We start from the raw sequence: 21,097 nt of genomic DNA on the forward strand, positions 1-21,097 counted from the left end.
GGCGTGTCAGTCCCTCACTGCTTCTTCGGGTTGTGGGTGGTCTCCTTCACGGGAAGGTCGACCTCGATCGCGCCGGCCTTCTCGAAGTGCAGTTCCACGGACACCTTCTGGCCCTGCTTCGGCTGCTTCTTGAGCTTCATGAACATGATGTGGCTGCCACCACGTTCGAGATCCAGCTCACCGCCCGCGGGCACGTCGAAGGACGTCACCTTCCGCATGACCTGGTCCTTCGTCTCGTGGATCGTGACGTCGTCCGAGAGCGGGCTGGTGACCGAGGTGAGGCGGTCGTCGCCGGTGCCATTGTTCTGCACGACGAGGAAGCCGGCCGCCATGTCGTTGACGGGCTGCGGCATGAACCCGCCGATGACCTTCAGCTCCGGCTTGTCCGAGGAGGTCGAGCACCCCGCCAGCGTCAGGCCCGCGGTCACGGCCAGGGCAGCGGCGAGGGTGGTGCGGTGGTTCACGGGTTCTCCCCCTTGACGATCTTGGGGAGGTCCTTGGTGTAGTCGTCGGGCGTGGTGTCCTCGCTGTACAGCACGTAGCCCTTGTCGGTCTTCGGGGAGAAGGCGATGACCTGCGAGCCGTGCATCGAGACGACCGTGCCGTCCTTCTCCTTCTTCGGCGGGGAGATGCCGATGCCGATCTGCCGGGCGCCCGCCTGGATGGCCGGGAAGTCGCCGGTGAGGCCGATGAAGGAGGGGTCCTGCGCCTTGAGCCAGCTGCCGAGGGAGGCCGGGGTGTCCCGTTCCGGGTCGGTGGTGACGAAGACGACCCGGAGGTTGTCCTGGTCGGCCTGGGGCAGGGCCTTCTTGGCGATGGCGATGTTGCTCATGATGAGCGGGCAGACGTCGGGGCAGTTGGTGTAGCCGAAGTAGATGAGCGTCGGCTTGCCCTTGGTCTCCTTGCGCAGGTCGTACTTCTTGCCGTGCGTGTCGGTCAGGACGAGGTCGGGCTTGGTGAACGGCTGGTCGAGCACCGTCGCGGCCTGCGTCTTCGTCTGCATCGACACGTCGGCCACGGGCTTCTTGCTGTCGTTGTCACTGCCGCCGCAGGCGGACAGGGTGAGCGCGGCCGCGACGACGAGCGCCGCGGCCGGAACGATCTTCTTAACCATGGAGCACTGTTCCTGAGGAGTCGGTGGAGCGGGTGGGGGCCAGGAGAGCCTGGCCCCCGTGGGGCCTGTCAGGTCGTACGCCGGCGCCCGGCCAGGACACCGAACGCCACGCCGGCGACGCCGATGACGATGCCGACGATGCCGAGTACCCGGGCGGTGTTGTCCGAGGAGTCGGAGGAGGACGCCGAAGCGGTGGTGGTCTCGCCGCTCTTCTCGGCGGAGTCGGCAGCGGAGTCCGAGGACTTCGAGTCCGCGCCGGCCGCCCCGTGCGCGTCGTCGGCCGCGGCCGTCAGCTTGAGGACGGGGGCGGGGGACTCGGGCTCGTCGGCGCCTTCCTTGGGCTCCTCGATCCAGCGCACGACCTCCTTGTTGGAGTACGTCTGGATCGCCTTGAACACCAGCTGGTCGGCGTCCTCGGGGAGCTGGCCGACGGAGAGCGGGAACTGCTGGAAGCGGCCGGGCTCGATCTTGCCGCCGGTCCAGGTGACCTTGGAGACGGCCTCGTTGATCGTCTTGCCGTGCATCTGCAGCGGCTTGGCCAGCTTGCTCGTCGTCACCTCGATGTCCCAGCCGGGCACCGGCTGCGGCATGACGGACGCCAGCGGGTGGTCGGTCGGGAAGTTCACTTCGAGCTTGGTCGTCGAGGCGTTGTCACGCTCGTTGGGGACCTTGAAGTTGATGACGGCGTAGCCGCCCTTGGCGGCCTCGCCCTGCGGCTGGACGCTGACGTGGGCGGAGGCCGTACCGGCGAGCAGCAGCACGGTGGACGCGGCGACGCCGCCGACGAGGGCGATGCGGGAAACGTTCATGACAGGGATCACTCCACAGGGCACGAAGGAAAGGTGCTCCGGCGCACGGGTGCGCACCGGTATCGCGACGCCACTTCCGTACGGGTGGAACGCGCACTGGGGCCCGGAGGGGCGGGTGCGCATCGTGTGGAGGGCGTCGCGTCAGGCTGCGAGAGCGAGCGCGGAGGGCGGTCCGCGCCGGATCACCAGGTGCTGCAACGGATCCGCGGTGGCCGGGCACGGTGCGTCCACGGCGGTACGAGGAGTGCGCGGCCCGGTCGCGGCCTCGCCGGCCAGGCCGCTGCGCAGGGCGGCGACGAGCCGGAACGCGTCGCGCAGCGCCCGGAGCCGGGCCCCGGCCGCGACCTGCTGGGCGCCGTGCGCCGACAGCCGGGCGAGCCGGAACAGGGCGACCTCGCCCCGCCGCAGCAGCCAGCCGGTGGCCAGGGCGGCCAGCAGGTGCCCGAGGAGCATGGGCAGGCTGGGAAGCGTGTGGAGGAGGCCGGCCGGGGTGTCCCAGGCGGGGCCGGAAGGGGCGGCGGCCGGATGCTGGTGCGCCTGGGCGGTCACCGCCGCCGGGTCGATGCCCGCGGTGCCGACGATGTGCCGCGCGTCGGCGGCGTTCAGCTGCTGGGGTCCGGCGCCGCAGACAAGGCTCGCCGCGAACCGGATCAGCGCGTCGTCGCCGCCCGTCGCCCCGGGGGTCATGGTGTGCGTGCCCAGCCCGAACAGGGTGTGCAGGGCGAGCTGTCCGCCGGCCAGGGCCGCGGCGATGGAGGGCAGTGAGCGTTCGCGTCCGGCGAGGGGGACGGCCACCGCGAGGACGCCGAGGAATCCGGCGAGCAGCGTCCACCAGGGGACGGTCGCGCAGGCGGCCAGCGCGTGCCCGGCCGCGGACAACGCGACGCAGACCGCGGCGAACACCGCGGCCCTCAGCAGCCGTAGACCGGCTCCGGCGCGTCCCACTGACACAGACATGGCGGGCCCATCATCGCACCCGGCCCCCCGCCCCCGTACGGCAGGTCCGGAAGGTCGTCTTCCGGGTGGATTGGGCGTGACCAGGGCCGTTCGCACGGATTCCGGCAGCTCCCGGTCCGGGCGTGACGGGCGTGTGGCACCGGGATACACGGGTGGGGTGCGTCCGGCTATCCGCCGAATGGGCGGCATCAGAGCACGCACGTGCTTACGACCGCCCGAGTGCGGCAATACGTAGCGGTATGTCTAGCCGCAACCAGGAGGCCGGAGCATGAGCATCTGGTGGTCACTCCATTTGCGGCGCGATGCTGCGAGCGTCCCGCTCGCCCGCCGGTTCCTGCTCGGCACGATGGAATCCGCGGGCGTGGACCCGGACATCTCCTTCGACCTGTCTCTCGCGCTCAGCGAAGCCTGTGCGAACGCGGTCGAGCACGGCGGGGAGTACGACGCCACCTCGGACGGCACCCGGAAGGACCGGGACGCCTGGGAGGACCCGTCGGCCACGGCCAGTGGCCAGTACCGGGTCACCGCGTATCTGGACGGCGAGAAGTGCCGCATCGAAGTCGCCGATTCGGGGCCCGGCTTTCCCACCCGGGGCGGGCCTCACACGTCGGAGCGGCAGCCCGGGAGCGGACTGCCGGACCCGCAGTACGCGTCGTATCCGCCCGTCACCGCCGAGGAGGGACGGGGCCTGTGCCTGATCGAACAGCTGGCCGACCACGTCCACTTCGGTAACCGCCCGGGGTGCGCCGGCGCGGTCGTGAGCTTCGACAAGGTCCTGAAATGGCGGAAGGACGCCCTGCTCATGGTGTCGTGAGCGGGGCGCCCCTCCTTACGTGGCGCAGGCGGCGGATCAGCCCTTGAGCGCGGCCATCCACGCCTCGACCTCGTCGGCCTGCCGGGGCAGCTTGTCCGAGAGGTTCCGGTTGCCGTCCTCGGTGACGAGGATGTCGTCCTCGATCCGGACGCCGATGCCGCGGTACTCCTCGGGCACGGTGAGGTCGTCGGCCTGGAAGTAGAGACCGGGCTCGACGGTGAGGCAGACGCCCGGTTCCAGGGTGCCGTTCACATACGCCTCGGTGCGCGCGGCGGCGCAGTCGTGGACGTCCATGCCGAGCATGTGGCCGGTGCCGTGCAGGGTCCAGCGGCGCTGAAGGCCCAGCTCCAGGACCTTCTCCACCGACAGGTCGCCGAGCAGGCCCCACTCGACGAGCTTCTCGGTGAGGACCCGCTGTGCGGCGTCGTGGAAGTCGCGGAAGTCGGCGCCGGGCTTGACCGCGGCGATACCCGCCTCCTGGGCCTCGTACACCGCGTCGTAGATCTTGCGCTGGAGCGGTGTGAACGTGCCGCTGATGGGAAGGGTGCGGGTCACGTCGGCCGTGTAGAGGTCGTTGGTCTCCACCCCGGCGTCCAGCAGCAGCAGCTCGCCCGAGCGGACGGCGCCGTCGTTGCGTACCCAGTGCAGGGTGGTCGCGTGCGGTCCCGCGGCGCAGATCGAGCCGTACCCGATGTCGTTGCCCTCGATGCGCGCGCGCAGGAAGAACGTTCCCTCGATGTAGCGCTCGCTGGTGGCCTCGGCCTTGTCGAGGACCTTCACGACGTCCTCGAAGCCGCGCGCGGTGATGTCGCACGCCTTCGTCAGCTCGGCGATCTCGAAGGCGTCCTTCACGAGGCGCGCCTCGGAGAGGTAGACCCGCAGCTCCTCGTCGCGCTCGGCGGTGACCTTGTCGGTCAGGGCGGCCTCGATGCCGGCGTCGTGGCCGCGGACGTTGCGGACGGGGCCGGTGGCCTCGGCCAGCGCGGCGGGCAGCTCGCGCACGTCCTTGGCGGGGATGCCCAGCAGCTGCTCGGCCTCGGTGAGTGAGTGGCGGCGGCCGACCCACAGCTCGCCCTGGCCGTCGAGCCAGAACTCGCCGTTCTCCCGGTTCGAGCGGGGCAGCAGGTAGAGGGTCGCCTCGTGGCCGTCGTCCGCCGGCTCCAGGACGAGGACGCCGTCCTGCGTCTGGTCGCCGGTGAGGTACGCGTACTCGGTGGAGGCGCGGAAGGCGTACTCGGTGTCATTGGAACGGGTCTTCAGCCGGCCCGCGGGAATGACCAGCCGCTCGCCGGGGAAGCGCGCGGACAGCGCGGCGCGGCGGTCGGCGGTGTGACCGGCCTGGGCGATCGGCTCCAGGCCGTGCAGCTCGGTGTCGGCCCAGCCGGACTGCATGCTCGCGGCGAGCTCGTCGGACACGCCCGGGTACAGGCCGTTCTTCCGCTGCTTGACCGGCTCTGTCTCTTCGGTCTCCGGGGTCTCCGGGAACTCCTCAGACACGACTGTTCTCCTTGATACGACGCTGGACCTCCTCCATCGTACGGGCGTACGGAAGGGGGCCCAGGGCCGGAAGACCTCTTACACGCGAAGGTCCCGGATCAGTCGAACCGGGCCGCGAGCACGACCACGTCCTCGGCGCAGTCCGCCCGCCCGGCCCCGTCCGGCAGCACGGTGCGCACCACGTGGTCGGCCACCGAGGCGGCGTCCCCGCGCAGCGCCCTGGGGACGCTCGACGCCGCCGAATGGAGGCGCGCGTACGCCCGGTCCATCGAGTCGCCGGCCCGGCGCAGCAGCCCGTCGGTGTACAGCAGAACCGTCTCTCCGGGTGCGGCGGTGACGTCCACGCTGGGTGCCTCCCAGCAGGACAGCATGCCCAGCGGGGCGGAGAGCGTGGTCTCCACGTACGAGGTGCGGCGCTCGCCGATGATCAGGGGCGGCGTGTGCCCGGCCCCGGCGAGCAGAATCCTGCGGCGGGCCGGTTCGCAGTACGCGAAGAGCGCGGTCGCCGAACGGGCCGGCTCGGTCAGCCGGAGCAGCAGTTCGAGGTCGGAGAGCACGGCGACGGGGTCCTCGCCCTCCATCACCGCGTACGCGCGCAGTCCGGCGCGCAGGCGTCCCGTGGCGGCGAGCGCGCTGGGGCCCGAGCCGCCCACCGAGCCGACGGCGAGCCCGAGGGCGCCCTCCGGCAGGGCCAGGGCGTCGTACCAGTCGCCGCCGCCCTGCGGGGCCACCTCGTGGCGGACGGCGAGCTGGACGCCGGGGATCCGGGGCAGCCGGGTGGGCAGCAGCTCCTCGGCCACGGTGGCGACGTCCGCCCTGGCCCGTTCCAGTTCCAGCAGGCGGGCCAGGTGCTCGGAGGCGTATCCGGCGTACAGGCCGACGAGGTGGCGCTGGCGTTCCAGGGGTTCGGCGGGTTCGTCGTAGAGCCAGACGGCGGCGCCGAGCCGTCCGGTCGTCGCGGTGGCGAGGGGGAGTGCGTAGCTGGCGGCGTAGCCGAGGCGGGCGGCGACCTCGCGTCTGCGGGGGTCCAGGCCGGTGTCGCCGAGCAGGTCGGGGGTGGTCAGCGGGCCGTCCGGGTTGGGCAGGCCCTCCAGGATGCGTCCGTACGAGGTGGCGCTGCGCGGCACGGTCTCGATCTGGCCCAGTTCGGCGTGGGCCAGCCCGAGACCGATGGTGCTGACGGGGCCGCGCCGGTCGGAGGGTTCGAAGGCGACCAGGCCCCTGCGGGCGCCGACCAGGGCGGCTCCGGCGTCGAGGAACTCGTGCAGTGCGTCGTCCAGGGTGCTGGTTCCGGCCAGGCGCTCGGTGAGCTCGTGGAGCGTGGTGAGGTCGGAGACCCAGCCGGCGAGCCGGTCCTGGAGGAAGGCGCCGGGCGCCGGGGGCACCGCCTCGATTGGCCCGGGAGTCTCGTCCGAAACCGGAACTGTGGGATCGATTCCAGCCAGTTTTGGCAGGTGCGGAGCGCTCATGGTCGCCAGCTTTCCGATCGGTGTGTTCCGTCGAATAGCATCGCAAACCCCCATGTCATTCTGCGCCGCTACCAGTGCATCCACATGTACACGCACAAGTGAGGCGATGTCCAGCATTGTCCCCCCGGAAAACCCGGTGTCCACGCCTAAATCAACTTGGCCAAAAAACGCACCTCGCCGTGCGCATTAGCGGTCGACTGGGTCTGCCCTACGGGGGGTGCACCTCCGGGTGAAGTCCCTGGGGCGCGTCATTCCGGGCATGCTGGGTACGTAATTCTTTGGATGGCCAGGGGTGGCCCCGCCCGCCCCCGGAACCTGGCAGCGGGCCCGGACGTCCTCTCTTGTGACGGCCGCGCCCCACCCCCGAGTGGTGAGGCCGCACGCACGGACCGCGGAAGCGCCGTGCGCCCCGCACCTCGCCACGATGCCGACCGCAAGCAGCTCGATCCGGCTCAGCACGGCTCACGCTCGGTACCGACGAACGACCCGTACCGCAGGCTCGACGAGCACGTACATCCAGAAGATCCGCAGGCATGGTGTGACCACGCACGATGTGAGGCGGACCCTCGGCGTTCAACGGAAAGGAACGAGCGGTCATGCGCGAGATCCTCGGAAGGCGACGCAGGCTCGGCCGCAGGGGCGACTCCGCCCGGCTCGACGCGGCCCTGACCTGCGCCACGGAGTGGCAGTGGCCCCTGCTCCCCGGAGCGGGGCTGCGCGGGGACGGTGACCGCACCCGTCGCTGCGCGTGCCCCGATCCCGAGTGCGCGGTGCCCGGCGCGCACCCCTTCGATCCCGGACTGCTCGCCGCGACCACCGATGCCCGGATGGTGCGCTGGTGGTGGACGAACCGGCCGACGGCGCCGGTGCTGCTCGCCACGGGCGGCCGTGCGCCGTGCGCCCTGAGCCTGCCGGCGGTGGCCGGTGCCCGCGCCCTGGCCGCGCTCGACCGGGCGGGCCTGCGCCTGGGCCCCGTGGTGGCGACGCCCACCCGGTGGGCGCTGCTGGTCGCCCCGTACACCCTGGAACGGCTCGGCGAGCTGCTGTACGCGCAGGACCGGGTGCCCAGCTCGCTGCGGTTCCACGGGGAGGGCGGCTACGTCGTCCTGCCGCCGTCGGAGATCGGTACCGGGCAGGTTCGCTGGGAGCGCGCGCCGGAGCGCACTCCGGGTTCACGCCCCAAGGGCGCCGCCGCGCCGTCGCCCTGGCTGCCGGACGTCGAGGCCGTGCTGGACGCCCTGGTCGAGGCGAGCACGAGTGCCCCCGACGGCGGTAGCAGACTGACGCACTGAGCGGTCGGGGGCAGGGTTGGCCAGATTCTGATGCGTGCGTGTTCTTTCAGATGGCATTCATTACGGAGTTCTGTCGCTTCTCTGTCCGATCTCCGGTGAATCCCTTCCGTTCTTCCTCGTTCCTCCCACTCCCTTCTGTCCTGCTTCACGATTTCCGGCTAAACGGTGGCGTTGCTCGTGGCGCATCCGTTTGTCCGGAGGTGTCGGTGATGCCGCGGAATTCGGGCGTCGCAAAACCCGGCGGTGCGAAGCTTTCTGATGGCATCTCGGGCGCTGTTCCGGTCCCGGCGCAGGTCCAACCGGCTTCCTGGGCCGCAGGGCTGACGCCGGGCCATCGTGCCGAGGAGCTGGGGCGGGTGAGCGGTGGGGCGGACCGGGAGGGGCCCGTACGCGGGCCTGCGCGCCCCGGGTGCGCGGAGCGCGCCGTACCCGGAAATGAGGATGCCCGGTCGCTGGCGACGGGGGATGCACCAGCGACCGGGCTTCTTGAACCGTAACAAGAGATCTGCCGTTCGCAAATTCGATCTCGCGTATTCGGACAGCGATTTACCTGCCAGTACGGCGAGTTGTGACGGGAGTCACCGTCCGGGCCGAGCGGCGGTCACGGTCAGCTGAGCGTCACCTGGCGGTTGGTGAGGCCGCCGCGCGCCCGCCGCTCCTCGGCGGTGAGCGGCGCGTCCGACGCGAGCGCCTTGGCGAGCCGCTCCGCGAACGCGGCGGCGGGCTTCTCGCAGTCCTCGGCGCCCATCGCGGTCGGCAGGTCCCAGACCGGGACCATCAGCCCGTGCGCCCGGAAAGAGCCGACCAGCCGGGTGTCCTCACCGAGCGAGGACTCGCCCGCGGCGTGCAGCCGGGCGAGCGCGTCGAGGAGATCCTCCTCGGCATGCGGCATGACCCAGCGCAGGTGGTTCTTCTCCGGCGTCTCGCACCAGTAGGCGGCGTCCACGCCCGACAGCAGGGCGGTCGGGATCGCCGCCTCGTTCGCGCGTTCGAGCGAGGCGGACACCTCGGCCGTGGCGTTCTCCGAGTCCGGCACCCAGAACTCGAAGCCGGAGTGGACGACCGGCGCGAAGGGCGCCTCGTTGTCCAGGAGGTCCTGCAGCCGGGGCCCGTCGGCCGGCACACGGCGCGCGGCCACGGGCGAGCCGGGCTCCGCCTCCAGCGCGCGGCTCAGCGTGTCCGCGAGGTCCCGGCTGAGGTCGCCGGAGGAGGTGTCGTTCTGCAGGGCGAGCAGGACGGAGCCGTCGTCGCGGCGCAGGGCGGGCCACGCCATCGGCAGGACCGTCGCGAGCGTCACCGACGGCACGCCCTCGGGCAGGCCGCCCTTGAGCGTAAGACCGGCGGTGGCCGCCGGGACCAGCTCGCGCAGCGCGACCCAGTCGCACTCCCCGGCCAGGCCCTCGAACGGACGGTGGACCAGCTCGGTCACCGCTTGTGCCGCGGCGCGGCCGTGACACGCCTTGTAGCGGCGGCCCGAACCGCACGGGCAGGGCTCACGAGCCCCGACCACCGGGATCTCGCCGTCCTTGAGCTGCTGCTTCCCGGCCTTGGTCTGAGGGCGCTTCTTCGCCATGGTGGGCTTACTCCCGATTGCGACAGTGCGGTCTGGCCCGCGAGCCTAGTCGCCCCGGGCGCCACCGCGCGTACGGCCGACCCGGTCCACGTACACGACCCGCACGGCCACGCCCGGGTGTTCAGCCCACGTCATCGAACGCGTCGTCGAACGCGCCGCTGAAATCCAGCCCTTCGAGCCCCGGCACGACGGTGGCCTTCGGTGCACCCGCCAGCCCGGTCATCCCGGCGGGCCGCCCGCTGCCCCGCGCGCCGTGGGAGCCGTGGCCTCCGTCGACCAGCACCCAGACGGTGACCTCGCCCGGTGCGTCGTCCCGTACGCCCCACTCCTGGGCCAGGGCGCTGATGATGTTGAGCCCCCGGCCGCCGCGAGCGGTCACCGAGGGGGTGGCCGGAATCGGCCGGGTCGGGCCGCCGCCGTCCGTCACCTCGACGGTCAGTCCACCCGTCCTGTCGACACGCCAGGCGGCGCGCACGTCGCCGTCGCCCGTCTCGGTCTGCCAGCCCAGCGGCCTGCCGTGCCGGCAGGCATTGCTGAGCAGCTCGGAAAGAATCAGCACCGCATCGTCGACGACCGAATCCGACACCCCGTGGCTGCGCAACTGCTCGCGCATCCGGTGCCGCGCCTGGCCCACGCCCGCAGGACCATGGGGAACGGCCATGCTCGACGACGTGGGCACCTCCTGTGCCACCACCAACGCCACCCCCGAGACCTCCTTTGCCCCCACGCCACGGAGTGGATGCCCTCCTGAGCTGTGCCGGAAACCGGCCAAGGGGCTGTCAGTGACGCACTCGTCACGAACAGGCACAGTCCGAGTGCGCCGGTGTACTCCCTGTAGTTGATCTCCTGATGAGCAGATGGGCTGATGCGTTCATACGTAAAGGTGCGTTCATGCGCAAAGGGGGCGCTGCGGCAGAGGTGCGTCGCGGTCAGGGTGCGTCGCGGTCACGAACGGCCGAGCTGGGCCAGGACCTGCTTGGGGCGGTTGGTGATGATGGCCTCGACTCCGAGCCCTACGCAGAGCTCGACGTCCTCCGGCTCGTTGACCGTCCAGACGTGCGCCCGGTGTCCGGCCCGGTGCAGCCGTTCGATGTAACCGGGATGGCTGCGTACGATCCGGACGCTGGGCCCGGCGACCCGCGCCCCTGCGGGCAGCCGTCCGTCGCGCAGCCGCGGCGACACGAACTGCATCAGGTACACGGTGGGCAGGTGGGGCACGGCCGCCCGGACGCGGTGCAGCGAGCGGGCCGAGAAGCTCATGACGCGGACCGGCGAAGGGGTGCCGGCCGGTGGCGGCGCGTCGAGCTCGAAGCGTTTCAGCAGGTGCAGAAGGCGCTCCTCGACCTGTCCCGCCCAGCGGGTCGGGTGCTTGGTCTCGATCGCCAGCTGGAGCGGCCGCCCGGACGCCCGTGTCTCCACGAGGAGTTCGAGCAGGCGTTCCAGGGTGAGTACGGAGGTGAGCTCGCCGGGCACCGGGTCCCAGTCCGGCGACTCCGTCTCGTCGCGGTCCTTCCAGGAGCCGAAGTCGAGGGCGGCGAGGGCGTTCAGCTCCAGGGCGGAGACCGCACCGCGCCCGTTGGACGTACGGTTCACCCTGCGGTCGTGTACGCAGACGAGGTGGCCGTCGGCGGTGAGCCGTACGTCGCACTCCAGGGCGTCCGCACCGTCCTCGATCGCCTTCCGGTACGCGGCGAGGGTGTGCTCGGGGGCGTCGTCGGACGCGCCCCGGTGGGCGATGACCTGGATGGGATGCTGCATGGGGTGCTGCTGCCGTGCTCGGTTCACCCGGTTCATGGTGTCACCGCGGGAACACGGCCGTGCACACCTTGCGACGCGAGGTCGTTTTGTCCGATGTAAGGATCGTGCGCAGATGCACAGCTCCTGCTTACAGTGGCCTGACGTGTCGTGGGAAAAGCTGACTGCGGACACGTACACAGCGGATCTCTTGCCGAATGACTGATGTGGAACCGAGGAGTAAAGAGCTGTGAGCACCGAGAACGAGGGCAACGAGGGCAACGCGGCCGAGGCCGCCCCGTCCGTACCTCCCGTGCCGGCCGACGCTCCCCAGGCGCACCCCGAGGACGCGCCCCCCGCCGCCTCCCACCCGGACGAGACGGCCACCCGGCAGCAGCCGGTCGCGCAGGCGCCGGACCAGCAGCCCGCCCCCGTCCCTTCCGCGCCGGACCCCGCGACCGCGCAGACGGCCGCCTTCCCGACCAACCCGCAGTACGCGCCTCCGCCCCCGCCGCAGTCCGCGGCCGACGCGGGCTGGCCCCCGCCGCCGCCCGCCGTCCCGGCGTACGCCCATGGGGCGCACGGCGGCGGTGGCGGCCCGGTCTGGGGCCCGCCCGGCGCCACGCACACGCCCGAGGCGCCGCGCAAGCGCGGTGCGGGCGGTCTGGTGGCCGCCGTGGTGGTGGCGGCGCTCGTGGCGGGCGGCATCGGTGGTGCCCTCGGCTACTGGGCCGCGGACCGCAACGACGGCTCGGGCTCGACCACGGTCTCCGCCTCGGCGAACCCGCAGGACCTCAAGCGCGACGCGGGCACGGTGGCCGGTGTGGCCGCCAAGGCGCTGCCGAGCGTCGTGACGATCGAGGCGCAGGGCGGTGACGGCGAGGGCGGCACGGGCACCGGCTTCGTGTACGACAAGGAAGGCCACATCCTCACGAACAACCATGTGGTGGCCTCCGCGGCGGACAGCGGCCAGCTCACGGCGACGTTCTCCAACGGCAAGAAGTACGACGCCGAGGTGGTGGGCCGGGCCCAGGGCTACGACGTGGCCGTCATCAAGCTGAAGAACCCGCCGCAGTCCCTGACCCCGCTGCCGCTGGGCAACTCGGACCAGGTGGCGGTCGGCGACTCCACGATCGCGATCGGTGCCCCGTTCGGCCTGTCCAACACGGTCACCACGGGCATCATCAGCGCGAAGAACCGCCCGGTCGCTTCCGGTGACGGCAACGGCGGCAGCAACTCGTACATGAGCGCCCTGCAGACCGACGCCTCGATCAACCCGGGCAACTCCGGTGGCCCGCTGCTCAGCTCGGGCGGCGCGGTCATCGGCATCAACTCGGCGATCCAGTCGACCGGCAGCTCCGGCCAGAGCCAGGCGGGCTCCATCGGCCTCGGCTTCGCGATCCCGATCAACCAGGCGTCGACCGTCGCCCGGCAGCTGATCAAGACCGGCCAGCCCGTCTACCCGGTCATCGGTGCCACGGTGACGATGGACGAGAAGGGCGACGGCGCCGTCATCGCGGACCAGGGCACGGGCGGCACGGAGGCGGTCACGAAGAACGGTCCGGCCGCCAAGGCGGGCCTGCGCGCGGGCGACGTCATCACGAAGTTCAACGACACCCCCGTCGACAGCGGCCCCACCCTGATCGGCGAGATCTGGACCCACAAGCCGGGCGACCGGGTCACCCTGACCTACGAGCGCGACGGCAAGACGGCGACGGCCGAAGTCACCCTGGGCGAGCGCAAGGGCGACAGCTGACCGGCTAGGCTGTTCCCCGCGCCGGACCGGTCCTCACCGACCGCGCCGGCGCGGGGTGGGTTGCCCGAGCGGCCTAAGGGAACGGTCTTGAAAACCGTCGTGGCGCGAGTCACCGTGGGTTCAAATCCCACACCCACCGCGGTGAACGGCCCCCGACCGGGCGAATCGGTCGGGGGCCGTTCGTGTGTGCGGGGGCTCCTAGGGTGGCCGGTGGGGGCGGGGTCGTAGCGCAGAGGTCGTCGCGCGCGGTCTCCAAAACCGTGAGGACGCCGGTTCGAATCCGGTCGGGTCCGCCTCCGCCTTTCCCTCGTTCGAGGTCGCTCATGCGGGCGCTGGGCGCATAGTTCGCGCCAGGTCAGGGGTTTGGTTCGGGTTCCTCACGCTTGCGGGGGAAGCGGAAGCTGTGGGTGGTTCGCCGGGGTGGCGGTGGGCAGTTCTGGTCCGCGACGTCGTGATCAGCACACCGGGCGGGTCGGCCGCCGGCCCGGGTTCAGCCTCAGCCCTACTTCCGGTTCCTGGAGGAACAGACATGGCAAGCATCCGTACCGCTCGTGTCCTCGCCGTTGTTGCCGCGCTGCCGCTGGCCGCCGTTCTCCTCGGCGGAGTGGCCCAGGCGGACAACGGCTCGTTCGCGAGCAGCGGATCGAACGCGGGCGTGGCCACGATCAGTGGCAGCGGGGTCGGCCGGGACAACGCGGGCAACTCCTCGACCTCGCAGCAGCAGGCGACGGGGTCCGGAGCGTCGAACCAGAGCACCTCCGCGCAGGTGAACGGGTCCGCCTTCACCAACATCGACCAGTCCACGCACAACCTGGCGGTGAACTTCACGAACCTCTGGTGACCGCCGCTCCGTTCGCGGCCCGGTCGGGGGGCCGGGCCGCGTACGGACGCACCCGACGGCCCGCCCGTACGCCACTCCGGCGCACGGGCGGGCCGTCCGCCGTTCGCGCCCCCGCCTCAGGGGTGACCCCGACGCCGCGGGTACCTGCCCCTCCACCTACAGGAGGTGGAGGGGGTCCCGGTCCTACACCCTGAGACGGACGCGGTTTCGGGACCTGGGGGCGATTTGGGCAGCGGGCCCCGCTCCTAGCGTGGAGGCATGACCACGCCAGTCCGCACGGGCACCCACAGGGGAGCCGCACCGGTACGCACGTACGCGTCTGCGCGCACGCCGGGCGCCTCCGGCCGCGCCGCGCACACGGCGCGCACCTCGGCGGTGCCGCACCTCCCGTACCCCTCGTTCACGTCGTTCGTGCAGGCGCGCGGTCCGGTGCTGCTGCGGGCGGCGCGCTCGCTCACCGCCAATCCGAGCGACGCCGAGGACCTGCTGCAGACCGCGCTCACCAAGACGTACGTCGCCTGGGACCGGATCGAGGACCACCGTGCGCTCGACGGATATGTCCGTCGGGCCCTGCTGAACACCAGGACCTCGCAGTGGCGCAAGCGCAAGGTCGACGAGTTCGCCTGCGACGAGCTGCCCGAGCCGGAGGCCGTTCCCGGCCCCGACCCCGCGGAGCGGCAGTCGCTGCACGACGCGATGTGGCGCGCGGTCCTGAAGCTGCCGGCGCGCCAGCGGGCGATGGTCGTCCTCCGCTATTACGAGGACCTGAGCGAGGCGCAGACCGCCGAGGTGCTCGGGGTGTCCGTCGGCACGGTCAAGAGCGCGGTCTCCCGGGCGCTCGGCAAGCTCCGCGAGGACCCGGAGCTGACCTCGGACCGCTGAACGGAGGCCTCCCGCAGCGGCGGAACAGGGTGATCCGGCCCGGTCCCGGGTGGTGTGACATTGCGGGACGACACCGATTCGTACCCCCGGAAGTAGTGACATACCAAGCGGTATGTGCGCAGAATCAGCGGAACCCTACTGCCGCGTAGCGCCCACCGGGAGGACGCCGTGCTCAGCACCATGCAGGACGTACCGCTGACTGTCACCCGCATCCTGACGCATGGGATGACGATTCATGGGAAGTCGCAGGTCACGACCTGGACCGGAGAGCAGGAGCCGCACCGGCGCAGCTTCGCGGAGATCGGCCGGCGCGCCACCCAGCTCGCCAACGCCCTGCGCGACGAACTCGGCATCGACGCGGATCAGCGTGTTGCCACGCTCATGTGGAACAACGCCGAGCACGTGGAGGCGTACCTCGCCATCCCGTCCATGGGAGCCGTTCTCCACACGCTGAACCTCCGCCTTCCCGCCGAGCAGCTGGTCTGGGTCGTCAAGCACGCGGACGACAAGGTCGTCATCGTCAACGGCTCCCTGCTGCCGCTCATCGCGCCGCTGCTTTCCCAGCTGACGTCGGTGGAACACCTGATCGTCGCGGGTCCCGGTGACCGTTCCGTCCTGGACGGCGCGGCGGTGCGCGTGCACGACTACGAGGAGCTGCTCGTCGGCCGCCCCACCAGCTTCGACTGGCCGGAGCTGGACGAGCGCCAGGCCGCCGCGATGTGCTACACCTCCGGCACGACGGGGGACCCGAAGGGCGTCGTCTACTCGCACCGTTCGATCTACCTGCACTCCATGCAGGTCAACATGTCCGAGTCGATGGGTCTGACCGACAAGGACACCACCCTCGTCGTCGTTCCGCAGTTCCACGTGAACGCCTGGGGCCTGCCGCACGCGACGTTCATGTCGGGCGTCAACATGCTGATGCCCGACCGTTTCCTCCAGCCCGCCCCGCTCGCCGACATGATCGAGCGCGAGCGCCCGACGCACGCCGCGGCCGTCCCCACCATCTGGCAGGGCCTGCTTGCCGAGGTCACCGCCAACCCGCGCGACCTCACGTCCATGGCCAACGTCACGATCGGCGGCGCCGCCTGCCCGCCCTCCCTCATGGAGGCGTACGACAAGCTGGGCGTCCGCCTCTGTCACGCCTGGGGCATGACGGAGACCTCGCCGCTCGGCACCATGGCCACCCCGCCCGCCGGACTGACCCCGGAGGAGGAGTGGCCCTACCGCGTCACCCAGGGCCGCTTTCCGGCGGGCGTCGAGGCGCGGCTGGTCGGCCCGGCCGGCGAGCACCTGCCGTGGGACGGCGAGTCGGCCGGTGAGCTGGAGGTGCGAGGCGCCTGGATCGCCGGTGCGTACTACGGCGGTGCGGACGGCGAGGCGCTGCGGCCCGCGGACAAGTTCAGCGAGGACGGCTGGCTGAAGACCGGTGACGTCGGTGTGATCAGCGAGGACGGCTTCCTCACGCTCACCGACCGGGCGAAGGACGTCATCAAGTCCGGTGGCGAGTGGATCTCCAGCGTCGAGCTGGAGAACGCGCTGATGGCCCACCCGGACGTCGCGGAGGCCGCCGTCGTGGCCGTCCCGGACGAGAAGTGGGGTGAGCGTCCGCTCGCCACGGTCGTCCTCAAGGAGGGCGCCACCGCGGACTACGAGGCGCTGCGGGCGTTCCTCGCCGATTCGGGGATCGCGAAGTGGCAGCTGCCGGAGCGGTGGTCGGTCATCCCGTCCGTGCCGAAGACGAGCGTCGGCAAGTTCGACAAGAAGGTCATCCGCAAGCAGTACGCGCAGGGCGAGCTGGACATCACGCAGCTCTGATCCGTTGTCCGGTCCTCTGAGGACCGGACAGAGCGAGGGCGGTACGGGTGTGTTCCCGTACCGCCCTCGTCGTATGCCTCGGTACGCCGGTCAGTTCGTGCCGATCTTCGCGAGCAGGTCGACGATGCGGGACTGCACCTCGTCGCTCGTGGAGCGCTCCGCCAGGAACAGCACGGTCTCGCCGGAGCCGAGGCGCGGCAGCTCCGCCTCGTCGATGCCGGCCGAGGTGTAGACGACCAGCGGGGTGCGGTTCAGCTGTCCGTTGGCGCGCAGCCAGTCCACGATCCCGGCCCGGCGGCGGCGTACCTGCATCAGGTCCATCACCACCAGATTCGGCCGCATCCGGGTCGCCAGCGCCACGGCCTCGCTGTCCGTCGCGGCGCATGCCACCTGCATGCCCCGCCGTTCCAGCGTCTCCGTCAGCGCCGCCGCGATGTCCTGGTGCTCCTCGATCAGCAGGACGCGCGGCGGGTGCTGCTCGCTGTCGCGCGGCGCGAGCGCCTTCAGGAGTACGGCGGGGTCGGCACCGTACGCCTCCTCCCGCGACGCCTGTCCGAGACCGGCGGTGACCAGGACGGGCACCTCGGCGGCGACGGCCGCCTGCCGGAGGGACTGGAGCGCCTTTCGGGTGATGGGCCCGGTCAACGGGTCCACGAAGAGCGCGGCGGGGAACGCCGCGATCTGCGCGTCCACCTCCTCGCGCGAGTGCACGATCACCGGCCGGTAGCCGCGGTCGCTCAGCGCCTGCTGCGTGGAGACGTCGGGCGCGGGCCAGACGAGCAGTCGGCGCGGGTTGTCCAGCGGCTCCGGGGGCAGCTCGTCGTCCACCGGCTGCGGGGACGGGCGGTTGGCGACCTCGACCGCGCCACCGGGGCCGTCCAGCGGCTCCGGTCCCTCGGCCGCGCCCTCGTCGGGCGCCCCGATGGCGTACGCGCGCCCTTCGGCGGCGGGTGCGGAGAGCAGCTGTCCCGATCCCTGCCCGTGCACGGTGGTGGCGGCGGGCGCCGCGGGCGCGGGCTGCGGGGGCGCGGGGGCCGGAGCCGGGGCGGGCGGCGCGGGGCGCTCGTCCTGGGCGGGCTCGGGCTCCGGGGGCGCGGCCAGCTTGCGACGGCGGCCGACGCTGCTGCCGCCCAGGGTCTGGTTCTGCTGGTGGGCGATGTGCTGGGCGAACGGCACGCCCTGCCCCAGCGTGCGCACGCTGAACGCGCGCCCCTGCGTCGAATCCGAGCCCCCCGGCATCGGCGCCTCGGCGGGCAGCGGCTGCCGCCGGGCGTCGGGCGCGGGCGCCAGCGTACGGGGGCGGGCCGGGGGACCGGCGGGGGCGGCCGCGCTGGGGGCGGCCGTGCCGGTGGTGCGGGTCGTACGTCCGGTGCTCTGCGTTTCCGGCGCGGCGGCGGGTGCGGCGGGCCCCTGGCCGGAGGCGTCGTCGTCCTCCCAGCCGCCGGGGTGCGCGGGCGGTGCGGGCACATCGGCCGGGGCGCCGGGCTGCTCCGGCTGGGCGGGGGGCGCGAAGGGCGCGCCCGGGGTGCCGAGCCTGGGGTCGGCGATGGGGCCGTCGGGGGCGGGCGACGCGGTCTCGGCGGCCGGTGCCGTCTGCGCGGGCAGCGCGAACGGCGCGGGCTGCGCCTCCTGCGGCCCCGTGTCCCCGTGGCGGGCGCGGCGCCGACCGGTGGGGGCGGGCTGGGCCTGCGGCGGTACGGGGGCATGCTCCGGTGTCCCGGCCGGGGAGTCGGACGGGGTCGCGGCGGGCGCCCCGGGGGCATCGTCCGGCCCGCCGTGCAGCCCGGCCCCGGGCTGGAACGCGGCGGGTCCGGCCGCACGCGTACCCGCACCAACGCCGTACGAATCGGCCGCGACGGCCTCGTCCGTACCCACGCCGACGTCGTACGAACCCGAATCGGCGCCCTCGAGCGCGTCGGCAGAACCCGGCGCCCCGACCGCACCCCCGACCCCCGCGCCCAGGGACCCGTCCGGCCCCCCGGCAGCAGGGGCCGCCCGGTCCGCGTCGGCGGGCGGGAGGGCGAAGGGGACGCGCGGTCCGGCCTCGGCGGCGGCGGCCCGTTCCTGGGCGGCGGCCAGGGCGCGGCGGCGTCGCCCGGTCGGCTGCGGTGCCGGGGCGGGCAGCTCCGGCGAGGAGCCCACCGGGGCGGGTGCCGGGCGTCCGGCGTCTTCGAGGTTCGAGAAGGCGGCGGGCGCCGTGGACTCGACGGCGTTCACTACGGGGGGAAGGGCGAGGCGGCCCTCGTCACCCGCGTTGCCCCGGTGTCCGCCGGCCGCGACCGGGACCTGCGCACCGGCCGGAACGCCCTGCGGGGGCACCGTCTGCCCGAGCTGCGGCCGCCCACCCTGCGCACCCTCGGCGGCGGTCACCACGGACCCCTCCGACGGGGCGGCCGCGGGTAGCGCGAGGGCCTGGCCCGGGGCGCCCGTCTCGGCGGGGCTGGGGCGCCCGCGACGGCGTCCGGAGCCCTCGGTGACCTGCTGGGCGGGGATCAGCTCGTTCGGGGCCTCGGGCGCGGGGGCGGCACGCCGCGCACGCCGGCGACCGGTCGGCGCGGCCGCGCCGGTGTCCCCGGGGGCCGCTTCCAGCTCGCCGCTGCCGTCGGAGCCGCCCAGGGGGCTGTCCAGGAAGGCGTCGGTGGAGGAACGCCGCGCCCGGCGCCGCCCCCTTCCCGCCTCGGGTGCGTCCGACACCACCGGCGCCGGGTCCGCATGACCGGCCTCCCCGAGGGGAAGAGACGCGGGCGCCACCGGAGGAGCGGCCTCCACCTGCGGCAGTGCGGGCGGCTCCGGAGGCGCCACGGTCCCCGCGCCCGCGCCGATCGGCACCTCCAGTACGTACGCACTGCCGCTCATGCCCGGCATCTCGTGTGTCTGGAGCACACCACCGTGCGCGCGGACGATGCCGCTCACGATGGGCACGTGCACCGGGTCTCCCCCGGCGAACGGTCCGCGCACCTCGATGCGTACGACGTCACCGCGCTGGGCGGCGGCGACCACGACGGTGGAGTCGACGTACCCGCCACCGGGCACGAGGCGGGCCTTGCCGGTCGAGTCGACGCCGGCGACGTCCGCGACGAGGTGCGCGAGGGCGGTCACCAGGCGTCCGGCGTCGACCTCGGCCTCGATCGGCGGGGCGTGCACCGCGAACTGGGCCCGGCCGGGGCCGATCAGCTCGACCGCGGCGTCGATCCCGGCCGTGACGACCCCGTCGAGCAGCACCCGCGTCTTGGCCAGCGCCTCGGCACCGGCGTCGAGGCGCTGGTAGCCGAGCACATTGTCGATGAGCGTCGTCATACGCGCGTAGCCCGCGGCCAGGTGGTGCAGGATCTGGTTCGCCTCGGGCCACAGCTGACCGGCGGGGTCGGCGGCGAGCGCGGAGAGCTCACCGCGCAGCTCCTCCAGGGGGCCGCGCAGCGACTCGCCGAGCACGGCGGTGAGCTGGGTGTGCCGGGCGGTGAGGTCGGCCAGCCGCTCGGACTGCTCCTCCAGCTCGGAGGCGTACCGCTCGGTGCGGTCGGCCAGCTCGGCGGCGTGCGCCTCCTTGAGGGCGGCGAGCTCGGCGGTGTGCCGCTCGGTGAGCTCGGTGACCGCGGCGGTGTGGCTCGCGGTCAGCTCGGCGGTCTCGTCCTTGCGCCGCTTGTCCAGCTCCTCGTAGGGGCGGCGGTCGGTGAACGTCATCACGGCGCCGACGAGCTGGTCGCCGTCGCGGACGGGGGCGGTGGTCAGGTCGACCGGCACCTGTTCCCCGCTCTTGGACCACAGAACCTGCCCGCGCACCCGGTGTTTGCGTCCCGACTTCAGCGTGTCGGCGAGGGGGGACTCCTCGTACGGGAAGGGCTCGCCCTCCGCGCGGGAGTGCAGGATCAGCGGGTGCAGCTCCTGGCCGCCGAGATCGCTGGCCCGGAAGCCGAGGATCTGTGCGGCGGCGGGGTTGACCAGGACGACCCGGCCGTCCGTGTCCGTACCGACGACACCCTCGGCTGCGGCGCGCAGGATCATCTCGGTCTGGCGCTGCGAGCGGGCCAGCTCGGCCTCGGTGTCGACGGTGCCGGAGAGGTCGCGCACGACGAGCATCAGCAGCTCGTCACCGGTGTAGCTGCCCCCGTACGAGCCCTGGACGTCCTTGTAGGCCGCCTGCCCGTCCTCCAGGCTGGCGCTGGTCACCTCGACGGGGTACTCGTTGCCGTCGGTACGCCGCGCGATCATGCGCGTGGGCTTGGTACGGCCCCGCTCGTCCGCAGCCTCGGGCCGGCGCATCGACCCCGGGATCAGCTTGGAGTCGAACTCCGGCAGCAGATCGAGCAGCCCGCGGCCGACGAGCGCGGTGCCCGGCGACTCGAACATTTCGAGGGCGATGGTGTTGGCGTTGACGACCGTACCGTTGCAGTTGACGAGCAGAAGCCCGTCCGGAAGGGCGTCGAGTATGGCTGCGAGGCGAGCAGCGCCTCGGGATGGCCTGCTGCTCACGACGACGCTTCCTCCCTGATTACTGCACCTTGCCGACAGCGGCCCCATCTTGCCCCTCGGGCCTCAGGCTG

At 72.5% G+C, this 21,097-nt stretch carries 16 protein-coding genes and 1 tRNA gene; 7 read left to right on the top strand and 10 right to left on the bottom strand.

The genetic code is table 11. The features are described from left to right. Positions 1-14: 14 nt before the first annotated feature. From OHS17_RS17010 to OHS17_RS17025, 4 genes are all read right to left on the bottom strand, one after another. Positions 15-464 (bottom strand): copper chaperone PCu(A)C, encoded by a 450-nt coding sequence (locus OHS17_RS17010; protein ID WP_330312855.1) that lies wholly within the window; start codon positions 462-464, stop codon positions 15-17. Beyond that, entirely contained in the window at positions 461-1,114 is a 654-nt protein-coding gene (locus OHS17_RS17015) for an SCO family protein (protein WP_330312856.1), read from the bottom strand. Before OHS17_RS17015 ends, OHS17_RS17010 begins: the two co-directional genes overlap by 4 nt. Before the next feature lie 68 nt (positions 1,115-1,182). Further along, positions 1,183-1,923, bottom strand: a complete 741-nt coding sequence (locus tag OHS17_RS17020; RefSeq protein ID WP_330312857.1) for a YcnI family copper-binding membrane protein — start codon at positions 1,921-1,923, stop codon at positions 1,183-1,185. A 141-nt stretch (positions 1,924-2,064) separates the two neighbouring features. Then, entirely contained in the window at positions 2,065-2,880 is an 816-nt protein-coding gene (locus OHS17_RS17025) for a hypothetical protein (protein WP_330312858.1), read from the bottom strand. Between the two features lie 268 nt (positions 2,881-3,148). Between OHS17_RS17025 and OHS17_RS17030 the strand changes: the two genes are divergently transcribed. Continuing rightward, positions 3,149-3,694 carry an ATP-binding protein gene (locus tag OHS17_RS17030; protein WP_330312859.1) on the top strand — a complete coding sequence of 182 codons (546 nt, stop codon included), beginning with the start codon at positions 3,149-3,151 and terminating at the stop codon, positions 3,692-3,694. Between the two features lie 36 nt (positions 3,695-3,730). Here OHS17_RS17030 and OHS17_RS17035 read toward each other — a convergent pair whose 3' ends face one another. Next, entirely contained in the window at positions 3,731-5,191 is a 1,461-nt protein-coding gene (locus OHS17_RS17035) for an aminopeptidase P family protein (RefSeq protein ID WP_330312860.1), read from the bottom strand. Between the two features lie 98 nt (positions 5,192-5,289). Beyond that, a complete protein-coding gene (locus OHS17_RS17040; protein ID WP_330312861.1) occupies positions 5,290-6,777 on the bottom strand; it encodes a PP2C family protein-serine/threonine phosphatase in 1,488 nt (495 codons plus the stop codon). Between the two features lie 479 nt (positions 6,778-7,256). Here OHS17_RS17040 and OHS17_RS17045 point away from each other — a divergent pair, with 479 nt between their 5' ends. Further along, on the top strand, positions 7,257-7,952 hold the full coding sequence (locus tag OHS17_RS17045) for a bifunctional DNA primase/polymerase (protein WP_330312862.1): 696 nt from the start codon (positions 7,257-7,259) through the stop codon (positions 7,950-7,952). A gap of 607 nt (positions 7,953-8,559) precedes the next feature. Here OHS17_RS17045 and OHS17_RS17050 read toward each other — a convergent pair. From OHS17_RS17050 to OHS17_RS17060, 3 genes are all read right to left on the bottom strand, one after another. Continuing rightward, on the bottom strand, positions 8,560-9,525 hold the full coding sequence (locus tag OHS17_RS17050; RefSeq protein WP_330312863.1) for a DUF5926 family protein: 966 nt from the start codon (positions 9,523-9,525) through the stop codon (positions 8,560-8,562). Between the two features lie 121 nt (positions 9,526-9,646). Further along, on the bottom strand, positions 9,647-10,111 hold the full coding sequence (locus OHS17_RS17055) for an ATP-binding protein (protein ID WP_383164953.1): 465 nt from the start codon (positions 10,109-10,111) through the stop codon (positions 9,647-9,649). Between the two features lie 359 nt (positions 10,112-10,470). After that, entirely contained in the window at positions 10,471-11,319 is an 849-nt protein-coding gene (locus OHS17_RS17060) for a glycerophosphodiester phosphodiesterase family protein (protein WP_330312865.1), read from the bottom strand. Positions 11,320-11,509: 190 nt separating this feature from the next. On the opposite strand from OHS17_RS17060, the gene OHS17_RS17065 reads away from it, so the two are divergent. The 5 genes from OHS17_RS17065 (at position 11,510) to OHS17_RS17085 (ending at position 16,556) form a co-directional block, all read left to right on the top strand. Beyond that, positions 11,510-13,015 (top strand): S1C family serine protease, encoded by a 1,506-nt coding sequence (locus tag OHS17_RS17065; RefSeq protein ID WP_330312866.1) that lies wholly within the window; start codon positions 11,510-11,512, stop codon positions 13,013-13,015. Positions 13,016-13,069: 54 nt separating this feature from the next. Beyond that, positions 13,070-13,154 (top strand) — tRNA-Ser (locus OHS17_RS17070). A gap of 390 nt (positions 13,155-13,544) precedes the next feature. Continuing rightward, positions 13,545-13,856 (top strand): hypothetical protein, encoded by a 312-nt coding sequence (locus OHS17_RS17075; protein WP_018101816.1) that lies wholly within the window; start codon positions 13,545-13,547, stop codon positions 13,854-13,856. Between the two features lie 258 nt (positions 13,857-14,114). Next, positions 14,115-14,738 (top strand): SigE family RNA polymerase sigma factor, encoded by a 624-nt coding sequence (locus tag OHS17_RS17080; protein WP_018101815.1) that lies wholly within the window; start codon positions 14,115-14,117, stop codon positions 14,736-14,738. A gap of 168 nt (positions 14,739-14,906) precedes the next feature. Then, positions 14,907-16,556: a long-chain fatty acid--CoA ligase gene (locus OHS17_RS17085; RefSeq protein WP_330312867.1), complete on the top strand. Its 1,650-nt coding sequence runs from the start codon at positions 14,907-14,909 to the stop codon at positions 16,554-16,556. Between the two features lie 90 nt (positions 16,557-16,646). On the opposite strand, the gene OHS17_RS17090 is transcribed toward OHS17_RS17085, so the two are convergent. Then, the gene (locus OHS17_RS17090) at positions 16,647-21,026 is read right to left on the bottom strand and encodes a PAS domain-containing protein (protein ID WP_330312868.1); all 4,380 of its coding nucleotides are present in this window, start codon (positions 21,024-21,026) and stop codon (positions 16,647-16,649) included. Between the last annotated feature and the right edge of the window lie 71 nt (positions 21,027-21,097).

Source organism: Streptomyces sp. NBC_00523 (genome assembly GCF_036346615.1).
In the GTDB taxonomy this organism is placed as follows: Bacteria; Actinomycetota; Actinomycetes; order Streptomycetales; family Streptomycetaceae; genus Streptomyces.